Genomic DNA, 17,790 nt, shown 5'->3' on the forward strand with positions numbered 1-17,790 from the left:
AATCGTTAGTATATAACAGTGTGACGAAAATGGTTATACATGAATATAACCATTTTAATATAAGAAATGTAGGAGGAATTCTTTTGGAAAAGCTCGTTATTAAAGGCGGTAATCAGCTGAATGGTCGCGTGCGCGTTAGTAGTGCGAAAAATGCGGTGTTGCCTATTATTGCAGCTACTTTATTAGCATCAACACCGAGTAAATTATTGGAAATTCCAAATTTGGAGGATGTTGGTACAATCTCCCAAGTTATAGAATCTTTGGGCGTTAAGATTACACGAAACGAAGCTGATGATGAAATTATCTTCGATGCATCTATGTTGACAGCTACGGAAGCTCCTTATGAATTAGTTCGAAAAATGAGAGCCTCCTTCCTTGTGATGGGACCATTGTTGGCTCGCAAAGGGGAAGCAAAAATTTCCATGCCTGGTGGCTGTGCTATTGGTGCGCGTCCTATCGATTTACATTTAAAAGCATTTGAAGCACTAGGTGCTAAGATTGAAATTACAGAAGATTATGTATATGCGCATGCTCCAGAGGGGTTACAAGGTACACAAATTTATTTGGATTTCCCAAGCGTAGGGGCTACCGAAAATGTAATCATGGCGGCTTCTATGGCTAAGGGCAAAACAGTTATTGAAAATGCTGCAGAAGAACCAGAAATCGTTGATTTAGCTACATTCTTGAATGCGATGGGTGCCAATATTCGCGGTGCAGGTACGAATGTGATTCGTATTGAAGGTGTAGAATCCTTGCATGGTGCTATCCATACCGTTATTCCAGATCGTATTGAAGCTGGTACATATTTAATTGCTGCGGCTATGGCTGGTGGTGATGTATTCGTAGAAAATGCCTTGCCTGAACATTTGAAACCAGTGGTAGCTAAGTTGAAAGAAGCGGGTGTTACTGTAGAAGAAGATATTGACGGAATTCGTGTTATTAGCACTGGCAAAGGCTTAAAAGCTGTAGATATTAAAACATTGCCATATCCTGGATTTCCTACAGATATGCAAGCTCAATTTATGGCCTTTACCACTATTGCGGAAGGTACGAGTACAGTAACGGAAACTGTATTTGAAAACCGTTTTATGCATGTTGCAGAATTGCGTAAGATGGGGGCGCATATCGATATTGACAATCGACAAGCTATCGTAGAAGGTATGCAATCCTTACATGGCGCTGCTGTAAATGCAACTGATTTACGCGCTGGGGCGGCTTTAGTTTGTGCAGGCCTAGCTGCAGAAGGTACAACAGAAGTGGGTCGTTTGCATCATATCGATCGCGGTTATGATGATTTAGTGGGTAAATTGAAAAGGTTAGGTGCCGATATTGTTCGGGTTGACGAATAAGAACAAAAGGCCAAAACAGAATAATAAGAAACGAAGCCGGCGTAAACAAGTGCCGGCTTTGCGTCGCAGTCAAGACAATGATGTAAATGCTAAAAAAGAGTCGGTTGTAGAGCGTACTTCGCGAGCAGCTATGGTTAAGGTGACGGAATTACGCCGTAAAGAACGTCGTCAAAAACGGACAATGCCTATAGCAAAGACTACTCCAGCTATGACATTGAAGCGTATTGTGTCCCCTCAGAATGTAGGAGAGACAGTATTTAAATTTGGTCGTTCCCTTACATTTGATTTGGGTATCGATTTAGGTACGGCTAATGTTTTGATCTATGTTAAGGGCAAGGGCCTTGTGCTAGATGAACCAGCCTGTGTAGCGAAAGATACTCGGACTGGCGATGTATTAGCTGTAGGTGAAAGCGCACGTCGCATGATTGGGCGAACTCCGACGGGAATTGAAGTTATACGACCTGTGCAGGCAGGCGTTATTGCTGATTACGACATGACGGAATTTATGCTAAAGTATTTTATTCGTTCTGTTGTTCCTGCATCGCGTCTTATGAAAACGCGTATCGTTGTTTGTGTTCCATCGGGAATTACTCCTGTTGAAAAACGTGCTATTCTTGAAGCATTATTACGAACCGGCGCTAAGAAGACGGTTCTTATTGAAGAACCTTTAGCGGCGGCTATGGGCACAAATTTAAATGAAGCTGACAAGGTCGGTGCTATGGTCGTAGATATAGGTGGTGGCACTACGGATATTGCCGTTCTTTGCGATACGGGCGTAGTGGTGAGTGAATCATTACGTATTGGAGGGGACTCTTTCAATGAAGCCATTATTCAATATGTGCGACGTAAGAAAAAGCTCGTCATTGGTCCTTTAACAGCAGAAGAAATAAAGATATCTGCAGGCACGGTCGATCGGCGTTCTGAAGAGCGAGAGGTAGAAATTCGAGGCCGTGATGCTATTAGCGGTTTGCCTAAGATGGTTACATTACATTCGTTAGAGATACAACGTGCATTAGAGTCTCAAGTTATGAGTATTCTTGAGGCAATCAAGTCTATATTGGAAAAAACGCCACCTGAATTAGTGGCTGCTATAGGTGATCATGGTATCATTCTCACCGGTGGTGGGGCTTTGATTAGTGGACTTGATCGTGTTATTTCTCGGTCTGTTGGTATAGCTGCTTATTTAGTCGAATTACCAAGATATGCGGTGATTAAAGGGGTAGCAAAAACATTAGATGAAATGTCATCATTGCGAGATACATTAGAAGACTTACAATAAAATTTTTTTAAGCTGAGGTGGGAAACTGCCTCAGCTTTTTGAATTCTTACGAGAAATAGTGTATACTACAAGTAAATAGATTGTATAAAATTAATAATAAAATATAATCTAATTTAAGTTGTTATATCTAGTTCTGATTTATAACAGAATACGTTGACATACAAGATTTATAAACTCTATATATTGTAAAGGAGTTCGATGATGATACGCCTTAAAACAGCCGCTATAATGGCATCTATTATGGTAACAACTACTGTTACTGCTTATGCCGGTGATTTAACTGCCGTGCGAGTATCTGATTATGATGGTGCAAGCCGTATTGTTTTTGATATGACTGAATTACCTTTATCTTGGACTAAGTCATATAATGCAAACCAAAATACGGTTACCTTAAACTTAGCCAATACAACGAATAAAATTTCCAATGCCGCAGATCGTACCACACATAAAACCGGTGTGTTAAAGGGGATGTCCTTTCAACCTATCAATGATGGCTTGCAGGTTCGATTAACTGCAAATCAATCGATTAATTATCATGCTTTCACCTTATCAAATCCCAATCGTGTAGTTGTTGATTTGTTTTCGGATTATAGCCAGAAGACAACAAAAAGTGTAGGTGCATCAATTCAGACTGCTAATATAAAAACAGCCGTTAACGAGGGGTTGATTCGCGCTTATGCGATGACAGTTAATAATGATGCGCCAATGGTAGTAGCAAGTGTGCCTAGTGGAAAACCGTTGTCTTCGATTTCACAGCAACACATTGCCTCTGTCGGTTTATCCGTTCCAGGAAAGAACTTTGATAAACCATATTCTGTTAGTGCTTCTGGAGAGGTGGATTTAAATCGCATTCAATCTGTTGGCGTTCTTCGCTATACGCCGAGTAGAGGATATTTTATAGAAGAGAAGAAACCATTGCTACAGGCTAAGACACCTAAATCTACGTTGGTGATAACCGCCGTAAATGGTCCTCGTAGAAATAATGCTCTTACGCTGTATACATCTAGTTTTGGTAAAAGTACGGAAACAAATGAATTCGGTTATGAAGTGACAGTAAGTAATGGGAAGGTTATTAAGGTAGGAAATGGCAATTCCGCATTAGGGGTTAATCAATTTGTATTATCTGCTCATGGTGAGGCCATAGCTTCATTAAAACCGTTAAAAGTGGGCACGCCTGTTGTATTGCAACCACGTCAGGAGCTTGCGAAGGTAGAGACTGCTGGCGGTGCTATGGTTGAAGGGGGCACACTCGTTTTACATAATGGTAATTATGTGGGACCTAAAGACTCTACGAATCGTAGTCGAAGTTTCATCGGAACCACAAAGGATGAAAAACTCGTTGTAGCCACTGTAGATAAACACAATGCTTCGTCTGTCGGTGTTACACTGGAAGAAGGGGCTAACTTATTGACCTCTTTAGGGGCTATCAATGGCTTTGAATTATCCAATCAAGGCAGTGTTGATGTAGAGGTTGGTGGTCATTATACTCACAAAGGTAATGAAACACCTAGTGCTTATGAAAAAATGCTTATAATTAAGTGATATATTGCATACAATTTTGTTTGAAAAAAAGCTAGATATTTAGTATAATGTCTTTATGTATTCTATTGTAAAAGGAGGGATCGTTATGAAAAAGACATTTTTAGCCTTAGCGGCTTTAACAGCACTAGGGATTACTTCTGTAATGGCGGCCCCTGTATCATACCAAAGTGTATTAACAGGTAAAGTTGCTTCTACTGTTGCTGTTGGCACTTCTGTTACAGAAGGTCAAACATTGGTGACTGTAGAAACATTGGCAGGCCCTATGGCGGCAGCTAAATCCACGGTGAATGGCACTGTGACTGCAGTTGATGTTACAGTAGGTTCGGATATTTCTCGTGATCAAGTCGTTGTCACTGTAGAAAGCAAATAAAGGAGATAGGAATGAAGTTTTCTCATTCTTGGCGTCGGTATAGAAAAACGATACTGGCGCTTTTCTTCTGTAGTGCTCTATCATCGGCACAGGCAGTTGATTTTATGCCTGTTCAAGATGTACAGACTGGTATGGAAGGTATAGCAAAAACAGTAATAGTAGGGGATACGATATCTAATTTTAATGTTAAGGTATTGGGCGTTATGAAGGATAAAGGCCCATCTGGACATTTGATTCTCGCAAAGTTTTCTGGCCCTGTTATGGAACAGACCGGTGGCATTGCGCATGGTATGAGTGGTAGTCCTGTATACATTAATGGGAAACTTGTAGGTGCCGTAGCATATGGTTGGGGCTTTGCGGATGGCACGATTGGCATGATAACGCCTATCGAAGATATGGTGAAATTATGGAATATACCATATGAAAAGAATTTGACAAATACCTGGTCAGATAAACAATTAATTCCAATGAAGACTCCTTTGATGGCCTATGGATTTGATAGTACATCTATGGAGTATTTTAAATCAAAATTACCTCAATACAATTACGAAACCTATGATACTGCTAGTTCTAGTAGTGATGATATTGCGAAGCCTTTAGAGGCTGGTGGTTCTGTAGCAGCGTTATTGGTTGATGGCGATTTAAAACTCGGTGCTATTGGGACCGTTACCTATGTTGATGGCAAACAAATGGTAGCCTTTGGGCATCCTTTTTTAAAACATGGTTCTGCTAATTATTTTATGCATAATGCCAATATTTTTACGGTTGTTAAAAGTTATGAATCAGCCTTTAAACTAGGTTCTATGGGACGTGAAATCGGTACCGTTACAGAGGACCGTGGCGCAGGTATTGCCGGTGTTTCTGGTACTATTTCTAGCGGGATTCCAGTTCGCTTTCATTTAAAAGATATCGATATGGGCCGTGATAAGCAGTCTAATGTAAAGGTTATTGAAGATAAGGATATGACACCTACATTAGCGGCTACAGCACTGTATAATATGTTGAATAAGACATTAGATCGCAGTGGTGCTGGTACTGCTAAAATTACCTATACGATTACACCACGTAATGGTGAACAAAAATCATTAACGCGAACAAATATGTTTTATAGCTCTGAATCCATTAGTGAAAAAACGGTTGATGAATTTTACAATGTTATCGATGTATTGATGAACAATCGATTTATTAACTATGAAATTGCGGATATCAATGTGGAAACAGAGGTAACGCAAGATAAGAAAACGGCAAAACTTGTGGATGCAGCTGCATCATCGACCGTTGTATCTCCTGGTGACACGATTGTAGTTGACGTTACATTAGAACCATATCGTGGGGAAAAAGTTAATAAAGAGGTATTCTTCACAGTGCCTAAGGACCAACCTTTAGGTAAATACACCTTAGAGGTTCGTGGTGGTGGCGAGATTCCATTGCCATATGTATTAGAAAAACAAAAATATAATTTGACTGATGAAGTTCTACGCCGTTTAAAAGTTTACAAAGACTTTAACGATTTGTTTGACGAATTACAAAAGACTGATACGAATAATCAAATTGTTGTAGAAATCTTAGAAGATGGCGTTAGTCTTGTAAATGAAGAGGCTTCTACAAGTTCTGTGAAAAAGGCAAAACTTCAAGGTGTAGAAGATAAACCTAGCCCTGGAGACCTTAAAAAGAAAAAAGGTAGTGAAGACCTTAGCGATGGCAAAGATGATGAAAAGAAAAATGAAAAAACTGCTATCGACACAGAGTATATCGTTCAAGGGGACGGTCAATTTACAATCCAAGTTATGAGTGTTAAAGACCGTGACAAAGCATTAGCTAAACGTGCTAAAGAAGCTAAAGAACAGGTTAAGATGGAACATAAATTGGAATTAGAAGATCAAGGTAATAAAAAAGATTCCAAGGCATCTCAAAATAAAAAAGATAAAACTGTTACTAAACCAACCAAGGAAAAACCATCCAAGGATAAACCAGCAGGTGATGCACCTTCGAATGACAAACCATCTAATGATAAACCTTCGAATGATCAAGTAGAGTAAAATTCGAAATATAAGCAAATAGTAAGTAAGGGGAGGGCTGTTGTGAATTGGCTTGAGATGATAGGTCGCAATGTAATGGCCGGTCTATCGAATGTGGGTACTGCTATGCTACTTGTATGGCAGACCATAAAACAATTAAAAATGCTCAATGCATGGCATGTACTGCAACAGATGGCTCATCTTGGCGTAGACTCACTACCGATTATTAGCCTGACACTATTATTTGCAGGTGGTGTAATGACACTACAAATTACCGATGTATTGATTACCTATGGTGCTCAAGGGACGGTTGGTGGACTCATGGCCGTTGCAATGGGCCGTGAATTAGGGCCTATTCTTGTAGGCGTCGTATTAGCAGGCCGTGTAGGGGCTGCCATTACGGCTGAAATTGGTACGATGAAGGTTACAGAACAAATCGATGCATTACGGGTTATGGCTGTAAATCCGATTGGGTATCTCGTTGTACCTCGTGTTGTAGCTTGTATGATTATGGTACCAATTCTTGCATTTTATGGCGTTGTCATTGGTATAGTAGGCGGTTATTTTGTAGCTACCGCTATAAAGGGGCTAGCACCAGCCACCTATTTAGATTCGATACAAATGTTTTCAACCATTTCTGATTTTACATTGGGGTTAATTAAATCTAGCGTTTTTGGTGCTGTCATCGCTCTTGTAGGGTGCTATAAGGGGATGCATACAAAGATGGGGGCCGAAGCAGTTGGTTTTTCCACTACTAGCTCTGTTGTAACTAGTATTATCTTAGTATTTGTGTTGAATTATTTTTTATCGACTCTACTCTTTTAATCGATTATCTCGAACGAGGGCTTTATGATTGAATTACGTGATGTAGTTGTAGCCTATGACACGCGTGTAATATTAGATTCTGTTAATCTAACCATTGCAGATGGAGAAACGCTTGTCATTTTAGGTGGTAGTGGTAGTGGTAAAAGTACTCTATTACGCTTGATTATAGGTTTACAACGTCCCACATCGGGCCAAATTATTGTAGATGGTGTAGATATTACTACATTATCTGAAGAAGAATTTAATAAGGTACGACAAAAGATGGGCATGGTATTTCAATACTCCGCACTATTTGACTCTATGTCAGTGGGGGAAAATGTCGCCTTCGGTCTAAGAGAACATACCAATATGAGTGATGATGAGATTAAGCACATTGTTGCTGAACGACTTGGCTGGGTTGGTTTGAGCGGTTATGAATCTTACATGCCTAATGAGTTATCTGGGGGTATGAAAAAAAGGGTGAGTCTTGCTCGGGCTATCGCGCTAGACCCGACGCTCATCTTGTACGATGAACCTTCGTCAGGTCTAGACCCTATCACATCGGGGACCATTAGTATGCTCATCCGAGGTATGCAAGAACGATTGGGTTGTACATCTATCGTAGTAACTCATGATATGCAGTCTGCTTTTTATGTGGCTGACAGAATTGCATTGCTTGATAAGGGGAAATTTATAGAAGTATCAAAAACTGAGGATTTTAAAAACTCACCTAATCCTAAGGTGCAACAATTTATTCATGGTGAGGCGGAGGCTATCGATATCGTAACAAGGAGAGACATATAATGAAGTGGACGACGGAAGCTAAAGTAGGGGCTTTCACAATTGTAGGTATTGTGTTGTTTGTACTGGGAATCATATTTGTGGGACGCATAGACGTATTTGCAAAACCGCAGATGACGATTACTGGTGATTTTGCTCAAGTTAATGGGTTGAAAAATGGCAATCAGGTTAAATTTTCTGGTGTCGCAATTGGTACAGTTTCGGATATTGAAATCACACCATCTGGGGTTATGGTAAAGATGAAAATCGACGATAAAACACAAATACCAAGCGATTCAACCTTTACCTTAGGATCTGATGGATTCTTAGGAGATAAATTTATTCAAATTTCACCGGGGAAATCAACTGTTTATTTACATGATGGAGATTCCGTTAAGGGTGAAGGTGTTGATGCGATGGATAAAGCCATGCAAAGCGCTCAAAAACTAATGGCTGGTACAGAACAAATGTTGCAATCCATTAATACTATTATTGGTGATCCTAAGACTCAGGATGCATTAAAACATTCCTTACAATCTACGGCTGTTATGGCTGATAATGCGGTAGCAGTTACACAGAATATGGCAGATGTGACGGCTCAACTAAATCAAGTGGCTCAACAATTTAATGCCGATGGTAATGCTGGTAATGACATGCGTGCCATTTTAACAAATATTAAACAAACTACAGATCGTGTTGACCATATGGCGCGTTCCATGGAAGGAACCGTAACGGACCCAAAAGCACAAGAAAATATTAAAGCAACATTGCATAATACAGAGCAAATTTCTGCTCGTGTCAATAAATTGTTAGGTGGCAAACCATATGCATCTGAAAACTCTAATGGTTCCGCGGAGGCTAATGGTTCTGAAAAAAAGTCATCTATTAAAGTAGAACCTTCTGTGGATTTACTTTATAATACAAATCAAGAAGAGGTTCGTATCAATGGTCGTGCTCGTGTTTACACAGATAAAGGCATGGGCGAATTTGGACTTTCTAACATTGGTGATGGAACTGATTTTGATTTGAATGGTGGTAAATTTATCGCCAATAAATGGTTAGTACGCGGCGGTATTTTTGAAAGCAAGCTCGGATTTGGCATTGACTATAATCCACGTGGGTCTTTTGGCGTTTCTGCAGCTATGTATGATCTAAATCATCCTAAATATCGACTACGTTCTGATATACGCTTACATAATAATACGTACGGTGTTGTGCAAATGACACGCCCATTTGGTTCTTCAAATGGAGGCACCTACTTTGGTATTAAACAAGTCTTTTAAAACACATATCGTGTGGAGGTATACGTATGAATAAGAAGGCCTTTTCTTTAGCCGTAATATTATCGATGGCTACAACAGGTGCATTCGCAAGTGACGTTGTTTCTACATCTGTCAATAATGGTGATAAACTTACAAAACTTCAAAAAGAAGCGATTCAATTAACGCAACAACAATTAGCTCAAAAAGCTTCTCAAGATACACAACAATATGAAGCTGCATTGAACCTAAATGAAGATAGTACAGTCTCTCTTGCATTGGCGAATAATCGCACGGCAAAACAAACCTTGTGGGACTACCAAGCGGCAAAAGCAACAGTAAGTGCTACTGCAGCGGGAAAAAATCCTAATGTATCCTACGCATGGCAAGGTACTCGTAATCATGGTGCCAATGCTATGACAGGTAGAACTGCTACTACTAAGAGCGGTCAACATAGCTTCACGATTAAAGCACCTGTATTTAGTCCTGCACTAGATGCTAATATTGATAAGTCTCGTTTTGCTCGTGAAGGTAGTGGTGCTGCTTATGAAGAAGCATTACAACAAGCCAAATATGATGCTATCAATGGTTACTATACATTGATTATGTATCGTAATAAGGTAGACGTAGCGAACCAAGCGGTTAAGGACTATCAAGGTCATGTAGATAGTGTTAAGGCTCAATATAATGTAGGCCTTGTAGCTAATTCTGATGTATTAGCGGCTGATACTAATTTGGCAGATTCTCAAACTAATCTTGTAAAAGCTCAAAATGCAGCAAATTTGGCAGAAGCAAATTTGAATCTAGTCATCGCATATCCTGCACAAACATCTATTACAACAGCAGAAAATGATTTGCAATATAAACCATATGCAGTTACATTAGAGCAAGCAAAGGCTTATGCAATGCTTCATCGTTCTGCCCTTGTACAATCTGCAATGGCTGTGAAACAAGCTGAAGAGGCATTAAAGGCTGAAAAATCTGGCTATTTACCAACTGTAGGTGTTGAGGCTGGTCGTGGCTATGCTGATCCTGATGGTTACTTTGGTACAAGCAGTAAATCTTGGCATATTGGCGCATCTGCGACATGGAGCTTGTGGGATGGGGGCCAAACACAAAATAAAATTAAGGTCGCTCAAGATACATTAGAAAAAGCTAAAGAAGCTAACTTGGCTGCTGTAGATAAGGTAAATCTTGCAGTACAACAAGCATACCTTAACTTGCGGTCTGCAGAACAAACAATTCAAAGCACGCAAACTGCTGTTAAACAGGGGCAAGAAAATTTCCGTATTGCAACGCTTCGTTACCGTGCTGGTGTAGGAACAAACCTTGATGTACTCGATGCGGAAACTAAATTAACAGAATCTCGTAATAATTATGTAGATGCTCTATATAATTACAATGTAAGTATTTCTGCTCTTGAACAAGCAACAGGTGTTCCTTTAGATACGCCTGTAGGTCAAGGTGCAAATGTGATTGCCAATAGTGGTGCTGTAGAACAATTAGCAGCATTGGCAACAGCTGCACCTACAAAAAAATAATCGTATAACCGATAATATATTACGATGATTAATCGGATGACGACTGCTTTAGCGGTCGTCATTTTTTTATGATTAACTAGGATAAATTACATTTTGATTTCATAAAATTTATGCATCATATACTATTGAAATATCATAGAGTATGGTAATATTGATGTATAAATAAGCGTAGTTTTTTAGGCGTGGGGTTTCCTATGACACGGAAAAAATGGTGCCTTATTGGTGCGGCAGTGTTAGGATTAGGTGTGGCTGGAATAGCTACTTCCATCAATCCAATTGCAGAACGCTATGTGGCGCCCATGGTACAGGAACAACTACATAATACAGTAAGGGGTACAATTCAGTATGATTCTATGCACATCACTTGGGATGGCGATGTAGTACTGCAAAATGTATCATTGCGCGATGAGAATAACCATTTGGTGGCAGCTGTTCCAACTATGAATGTATCGATGAAATATACATCTGTTCCATCGATTTTGATGGGGAATTCAAGTGGTGCAGCCATCGTTTCTACCATTACTTTAGAAAAACCGGACATTCATGTGTGGCAATTAGCTGATGGATCTTGGAATGTAAATTCTTTATTAGAACCATCGTCCAAAAGTGCTAAGAAATCATTTGATGGCAATATCGTCGTTCATGATGCTACAGGTGCTGTTCGATTTAAAGATGGCAATGTACATAGGCTATCCAATCTAGATGGCAATATAGCCTTAAATGTTGATGGTATGACAAAAGGCGCATTAAATGGACTCTTAGATGACCATTCGATTGCTGTTAATGGCTCAATTGACATGAACAAAATGGATGATTTTGATTTATTTATCCAAGCTGAAGCCGTTGATATATCAGGCTTTATGAGTATGGCTCCATCCAATAAAAATCTATCTATAACATCCGGGATGTTGCATGATGTAAAAACACAGATTACAGGCCGTGATGGCAAGTATTCCATGTCTGGTAATGTAGCCTTTGATGGCGTAGGTGGTACCTATAAAAATGGTTCTACTACATATCAAATTGGACAAGGGAATGGTAAGATTTTCTTCCAAAACAATACCATTTTAATCAGTCATAGTGGTTGGTATGTAAACGATCAAGCTGTTAAGGTAAATGGTTTAGTAACATTAGGGGACGAGGTTGGTTTAAACTTAAATGCTGTTGCTGATTCTGTAGCTTTAGAGGCTTTTACCAAGAATCAAATTACTGGTAACGTAGGTGGTCGTGTTCATATCGGCGGCACGAGTGTTAATCCTTATGTATCTGGTTCTATAAAGAGTGATGCCATCTCGTATGATAACTATCATATCGATAGTGGTGAGGCTAATTTTAGTTATTCTAATGGTACCGTGGATATTCATGATGCTTCATTGTACATTGGTAATGGTAGCGTAAAAGGCAAAGGCCAATACGGTATTGATAGCGGTGAATTTTCCATTGATGGGACTATTCATAATGCAGAAATAGCTCCGTTTACACAAAATTTATCTACACCAGTGTCTGGCACTGTGAATGGTGAATTTTCTGTAAGAGGCAAACATAGTGATATTACCTCCTTAGAAGGTAATATAGTGGGAACGAGCCTATCCGTGCGTGGTATATCCATTGATTCTGCTCAAGTTAGCTTTAATAACGCAGGTAACTTAACGAATATAGCGCTTACAGGGGCAATAGGGGATGGCCAACTTAGTGGATATGGGACGATTGATAATAATTTATTGAATCTATCCTTATCGGCTGATTCATTAGATGCATCTAATTTTTCAAGTCTTGTTGGTACTAGCATATCTGGTAATATTACAGGCTATGCCTCCGTTACAGGAAACTTAGACAATCCATCTGTGACTGGTAGTGTTACAAGTCCTGAGATTGTGTATGGTGGAGCTCATTTTAATTCCATTAATGCAGGCTTTACGATTCAAAATCATATATTAGAATTAACCGATACATCTATAGGTGATGGAGATGGCGCCATTACTATAGAGGGTACACTTGATTTGAATTCTAATGCACTTAATATGCGAGCGCGTGCAAAAGCTGTTCGAATAGAGAACTTAATTAGACCGTTTTCTGATGTTCCACTTACTGGTTGGTTTGAATCTGAAAACGAAATTCAGGGCACTTTAGATAATCCATATGTTCAGGGCCATGTTCATTTATATGACGGTTCCTATAATGGTAAATTAATTAGTGATGCAAAGGCCGATTATACATTAGAAAATAAGATTCTTACATTACCTAAGTTTACTATTCAAGGGTATGGTGCCGTAATTCAAGGCTCTGGTACCGTGTCAGAAGATGCCTTAAATATCGATTTAGAAGGTAAAGATATAGATATTGGTAGGTTATTAGTCAATACTGATTATGATGTAAAAGGCTATGTACAGGCTAAGGGGCATATTGGAGGCTCTTTATATAATCCTAATTTTAATGGCTCAGTAACATCTAATTTCTTAACCATCAATGGCGAAGGTATCACCAATATTTCTGGTACATTATATGCAGATAAAACCGTTGTCAATTTAGAAAAATTTGAATTCGATGAAGAAAATGGTGGTCATTATATGGCGCGCGCAGGTATGTCTACTGTAGGAGATAAGAGATTATTTGGCATGTTACAGGTAACAAATGGTCGTGTAAGCAATCTATTATCGTTACTTGGAAAACCGGTGGATAAATTAGACGGTTCTTTGAGTGGTACTGTTGATTTAGGTGGTACCTATGGTAATCCAAGCCTTAATGTGGTGGGCTCAATTAAGGATGTAACTATTGACTCTAAGGTAGTAGGCGATGCAAAGATAGACGCAAGTCTAGAAAATCGTAAATTTAACATTCGCACATTAAAACTACCTGTTGATGATGGACTAATTGCGGCTGGTGGTACTGTTGATTTGGATGGTGATGCAGATCTACAAATCGCCGTTCGTGATGTGGATGTTGAACCATTTTTACCACTTATCGGCGATAATATTAATGCGACTGGTTCTGTTACCGGTGTTATTAATATGACAGGAGCTACAAAAAATCCTAAGGTTGAATTGTCTGCAAGCCTTGCCAATGGTTCTTATAATGGTATCGATATTGATCAAGGATTCGTATTGGCCACTATGGAAAATCATGTTATCAATGTTCAACGCATTCAAGGGGTTAAAGGGGACTATAAGCTTAGTGCATATGGTAAGATTCCGCTAGCTGCGTTATATACGACCGGATATCTAGATGCAAATGACTCTAAAGCGATGGATATGACTATTGACTTTAATGAGGCTGATATGGCTGTTATCCCTTTGATCACTCCTACGGTGAAAGACGCAACTGGGGCGTTAAAAGGTGTTGTTCATGTAACGGGAACTATTGATCAGCCAGAAGCGTACGGTACAGTATCTGTTCGCAATGGTACCATGAAGATAAAGACCATAGGTAATGAGCTTAAGGATATCGATGGGGATTTAATTTTCTCAGGTCAACAAGTCGATTTCCAATCTCGCGTGTCTGCTGGTAAAGGGTCCGCTGGTTTAGCGGCAAAGATTAACTGGTCGGGACATATGATGACTAATTACCGTGCAGCTATTCAATTGGATGGGTTAGATTTAGCAAACGAGTATATTTCTGGTCCATTAAAGGGGGAACTCTATATAGCTGAAAAAGAGGGAATCCCTACATTGATGGGCGATTTAAATCTAGAGAACATGAAGTTCAAAATTCCACTTTCCCTAGAAACTAGTGAAAGTACGCGTAATTTGGGGATTGATGTTAATGTACATGCTGGTAAAAATGTACGACTTTATGATAGATCCTTATATGATATGCGTATTAGAGGGGATGTTCATTTTGGCGGTTCTGTTTTCGAGCCTTCAGCTAGTGGTCAGTTTAATGTAGTAAGTGGTACTTTTAAATATCTAAGTCACACCTTCGATATTAATAAAGGAACTGCAACATTTGCGACCGGATCGTATCTACCTATGCTTCAGCTTGATGCGGAAACAAATATAGGTACGTATAATATCCAGCTCGGTGTGAAAGGTACTGTGGATCATATGGATTTAACGCTTAAATCAGAACCTTCATTGTCGCGCCAACAAATTATTTCCATGTTGACCTTTGGTCGCGGTGAGCCGTCGAATAGTAGTACAATTACCAATGAAGATGCAAATGCATTAGCAGTAGCTAGTGCACAAATGTTTGCTTTCGGGTATGTACAAGATGCGGTGCAAAATGCATTGGGCCTAGATCGTGTTAATATTACGACAGGCTCCATAGATCCGAACGAACCTACTAGTAGGGATACATCAGGGAATTATAATATCGAAATCGGCAAATATGTCTTGCCGAGAACGATGGTTACCTATACGCAAGGTATCAATAATAAACAAAATAAATACGGTATTGAATATTCGTTACGACGAAGTGTTAAGTTTAATGCTTGGCATACATCAAAAGGTAGTACCTATATTGGTGGACGTTGGACACGAGAATTCTAACAATGATGACTATAATGAAGAAACTGAATAGGGGCCTTCATTATAGTCATTTTAATTTCATAAAATTGAATTATAGTAGTACTAATTCCCAGTATTATATGATATAATAATAAAGATTTAATACTCTTTAAAGAGGGATAATTTTAGGAGGATTTTATGTTAACAAGCAAAGCCTATAAACGTATGCTCGCAGCATCTGTGTTGACTGCCGTTATGGGTACTGGCAGTGTGTTTGCTGCAGAAGTACAAACAGGCTATACACCAGATATGAATGCAACTGCTACAGCAGACACTGCGACTACTGATGATACAACAACTAAAGCAGCTGTATACAATGCGGGTACAGAAAAGGGCGCTAATACACAAGATAATACTGATGCGGCTATTTTAGCTGCTCGTGGTGACACAACATTATCCACTGATGGCACTGTCGTTCAAGGTTCCGATGGTACAGTTACCGTTAATAACGGAGCTTTAAAAACAGACGATAAACAAGTTAAAATGGTTTCTAAAACTACAGCCGGGACAGACTTGGATAAGGTTGCAGAAAATGGTCAAGCTCAAGCTGTAACATCTGTTGAAGCACAATATGTTACCGGTGTGAGTGCTGATTCTGTTAACCCATATGTAGGTAAAACAATTACAGGTTTATCTATCTCTGGCATTCCTGCAGATCAAGCAGCGCAATTAATGACATTGCTATCTGAAAAAGTAGGCGATGCTGTTTCCGTTGATGGTGTATTTAAAGATGTACAAAATTTGGGCAATAGTGGTTATTTCTCAGAAGTAAACCCAGTCTTTACATCTGTTCCAGAAGGCGTAAAAATTGACTTTGCTGTAGTAACTAACCCTGTAGTACACGGTGTTGTATTTGAAGGCAACTCAGTATATACATCTGATGTATTATCTAAATATATGGCAATTCCTGAAGGCCAAATCATGAACTCCGTATATGTAGGCCAAAAGGTACAAGGCATCAATGCAGCATATGCTCGTGATGGTTATATGTTAGCTCATGTAGATGGTATTGCTGTAGATGACAATGGTATGATTCATATCCATATCGTGGAAGGCATTGTAGAAGATATTGTACCAGCTGGTAATAAGAAAACTCGTAACAAAGTTATCACTCGTGAGTTCGTACAAAAAACTGGTAAACCATTCAACAAGTTCTTAGTTCGTCGTTCCGTAGAACGCGTATACAACTTGGGCTTCTTTGATGATGTAAATGTACGTATGTTACCAGGTGAAAAAGATCCTAACAATGTAATCATCGAAATTGACGTATTGGAACATAAAACAGGTACAATCACATTAGGTGCAGGTTATTCTAAATCCGATGGCTTGATGGGTATCGTTGAATTTGGTGAAGATAACCTTCGCGGTACAGGTGATAAATTTAAAGTTCACTGGGAAATCGGTGGTAAGAAGAAATATAAAAACTACCAAATTTCTTACTTGAAACCTTGGATTGACCACAGAGGTACTTCTCTTGGATTCTCCTTCTTCAACCGTGAAGATGAATACACTGACTATGATAGCGATGGTAGCGAAGTAGCAGAATACAACAAAAAATCCAAAGGCTTTAATATCTCCTTTGGTCGTCAAACAGGCGAATATACACGCGACTACTTAACACTTGAATCCCGCTCTGATAAATACAAATGGGATAATGACGATAGCTCTGGATTCCGTTATGATGCGGGTACTGGTGCAGGTCCTAATAATAGATGGAATAACGGCTCATATGATTTTGCCGGCATGGATTATGTAGGTAAAAACTTTGGTCGCATCAATTCCATTTCATGGCAAAAGGTATATGACTCCCGCGATAACATTTATGAACCAACTCGTGGTCGTCGTATTTCCTACACTGCACAATGGGCTGGTCATGGCTTAGGCGGTGATTTTGATTTCTATAAATTCACAGCTGAAATGCGTGCATACAAAAAAGTGGGTTCCAAAAATGTATTGGCATTCCGTGCACGTGGTGGTTTCATCCAAGGTGATGCACCATATAGCCAATTGTTCACATTAGGTGGCGCAGATACATTACGTGGTTACGAAGATGATCAATTCCGCGGTAAAAATATGTATAATGCGACATTGGAATTCCGTTTCCCTATCGTGAAAAAGGTAAGTGGCGTATTATTTACAGATATCGGTGATGCTTGGGATGCTCCTAATGTTCCTTGGTATAAAAATACTAAGAGCTTTAACTATGGCGTTGGTGCCGGTGTTCGAATCACTACACCAATCGGTCCTGTTAAACTCGACTATGGTATTGGCAAGGATAAGAAGAAATTCCACTTCAGCTTCGGTACACAATTCTAATATTGAGACATATTATGGTGAAAGCACCTT

General features: G+C 39.4%; 11 protein-coding genes. All 11 read left to right on the forward strand.

Features of this window, described 5'->3' with window-relative positions; genetic code table 11:
• The first annotated feature begins 83 nt into the window (after positions 1-83).
• Complete coding sequence (gene murA / locus VIHSUH07_RS07370; RefSeq protein ID WP_105084460.1) at positions 84-1,349, forward strand: UDP-N-acetylglucosamine 1-carboxyvinyltransferase; 1,266 nt, start codon at positions 84-86, stop codon at positions 1,347-1,349.
• A gap of 49 nt (positions 1,350-1,398) precedes the next feature.
• Positions 1,399-2,628 carry a rod shape-determining protein gene (locus VIHSUH07_RS07375; RefSeq protein WP_105084504.1) on the forward strand — a complete coding sequence of 410 codons (1,230 nt, stop codon included), beginning with the start codon at positions 1,399-1,401 and terminating at the stop codon, positions 2,626-2,628.
• Positions 2,629-2,829: 201 nt separating this feature from the next.
• The gene (locus VIHSUH07_RS07380) at positions 2,830-4,170 is read left to right on the forward strand and encodes a phosphodiester glycosidase family protein (RefSeq protein ID WP_105084461.1); all 1,341 of its coding nucleotides are present in this window, start codon (positions 2,830-2,832) and stop codon (positions 4,168-4,170) included.
• 85 nt (positions 4,171-4,255) lie between these two features.
• Complete coding sequence (locus tag VIHSUH07_RS07385; protein WP_005376637.1) at positions 4,256-4,540, forward strand: biotin/lipoyl-containing protein; 285 nt, start codon at positions 4,256-4,258, stop codon at positions 4,538-4,540.
• 11 nt (positions 4,541-4,551) lie between these two features.
• The gene (locus VIHSUH07_RS07390; RefSeq protein WP_105084462.1) at positions 4,552-6,579 is read left to right on the forward strand and encodes a SpoIVB peptidase S55 domain-containing protein; all 2,028 of its coding nucleotides are present in this window, start codon (positions 4,552-4,554) and stop codon (positions 6,577-6,579) included.
• 42 nt (positions 6,580-6,621) lie between these two features.
• Positions 6,622-7,383 (forward strand): MlaE family ABC transporter permease, encoded by a 762-nt coding sequence (locus tag VIHSUH07_RS07395; protein WP_105084463.1) that lies wholly within the window; start codon positions 6,622-6,624, stop codon positions 7,381-7,383.
• 24 nt (positions 7,384-7,407) lie between these two features.
• Entirely contained in the window at positions 7,408-8,166 is a 759-nt protein-coding gene (locus VIHSUH07_RS07400) for an ABC transporter ATP-binding protein (protein WP_105084464.1), read from the forward strand.
• Positions 8,166-9,425, forward strand: coding sequence for an MlaD family protein (locus VIHSUH07_RS07405; RefSeq protein ID WP_105084465.1), 1,260 nt, complete (start codon positions 8,166-8,168; stop codon positions 9,423-9,425). The genes VIHSUH07_RS07400 and VIHSUH07_RS07405 overlap by 1 nt, the downstream gene beginning before the upstream one ends.
• 26 nt (positions 9,426-9,451) lie before the next feature.
• Complete coding sequence (locus tag VIHSUH07_RS07410) at positions 9,452-10,942, forward strand: TolC family protein (RefSeq protein WP_105084466.1); 1,491 nt, start codon at positions 9,452-9,454, stop codon at positions 10,940-10,942.
• 194 nt (positions 10,943-11,136) lie between these two features.
• Complete coding sequence (locus VIHSUH07_RS07415) at positions 11,137-15,426, forward strand: translocation/assembly module TamB domain-containing protein (protein WP_105084467.1); 4,290 nt, start codon at positions 11,137-11,139, stop codon at positions 15,424-15,426.
• A 156-nt stretch (positions 15,427-15,582) separates the two neighbouring features.
• A complete protein-coding gene (locus tag VIHSUH07_RS07420) occupies positions 15,583-17,760 on the forward strand; it encodes a BamA/OMP85 family outer membrane protein (RefSeq protein ID WP_105084468.1) in 2,178 nt (725 codons plus the stop codon).
• The last annotated feature ends 30 nt before the right edge of the window (positions 17,761-17,790 follow it).

The sequence above is a fragment of the Veillonella sp. T34266-5 genome, from assembly GCF_002959815.1.
Classification (GTDB): Bacteria; Bacillota; Negativicutes; order Veillonellales; family Veillonellaceae; genus Veillonella; species Veillonella atypica.

Coding starts and splice junctions, on each gene's coding strand:
- VIHSUH07_RS07420 (WP_105084468.1), top strand. CDS start 15,583: ATGTTAACAAGCAAAGCCTATAAACGTATGCTCGCAGCATCTGTGTTG.
- VIHSUH07_RS07400 (WP_105084464.1), top strand. CDS start 7,408: ATGATTGAATTACGTGATGTAGTTGTAGCCTATGACACGCGTGTAATA.
- VIHSUH07_RS07390 (WP_105084462.1), top strand. CDS start 4,552: ATGAAGTTTTCTCATTCTTGGCGTCGGTATAGAAAAACGATACTGGCG.
- VIHSUH07_RS07380 (WP_105084461.1), top strand. CDS start 2,830: ATGATACGCCTTAAAACAGCCGCTATAATGGCATCTATTATGGTAACA.
- VIHSUH07_RS07405 (WP_105084465.1), top strand. CDS start 8,166: ATGAAGTGGACGACGGAAGCTAAAGTAGGGGCTTTCACAATTGTAGGT.
- VIHSUH07_RS07415 (WP_105084467.1), top strand. CDS start 11,137: ATGACACGGAAAAAATGGTGCCTTATTGGTGCGGCAGTGTTAGGATTA.
- VIHSUH07_RS07410 (WP_105084466.1), top strand. CDS start 9,452: ATGAATAAGAAGGCCTTTTCTTTAGCCGTAATATTATCGATGGCTACA.
- VIHSUH07_RS07385 (WP_005376637.1), top strand. CDS start 4,256: ATGAAAAAGACATTTTTAGCCTTAGCGGCTTTAACAGCACTAGGGATT.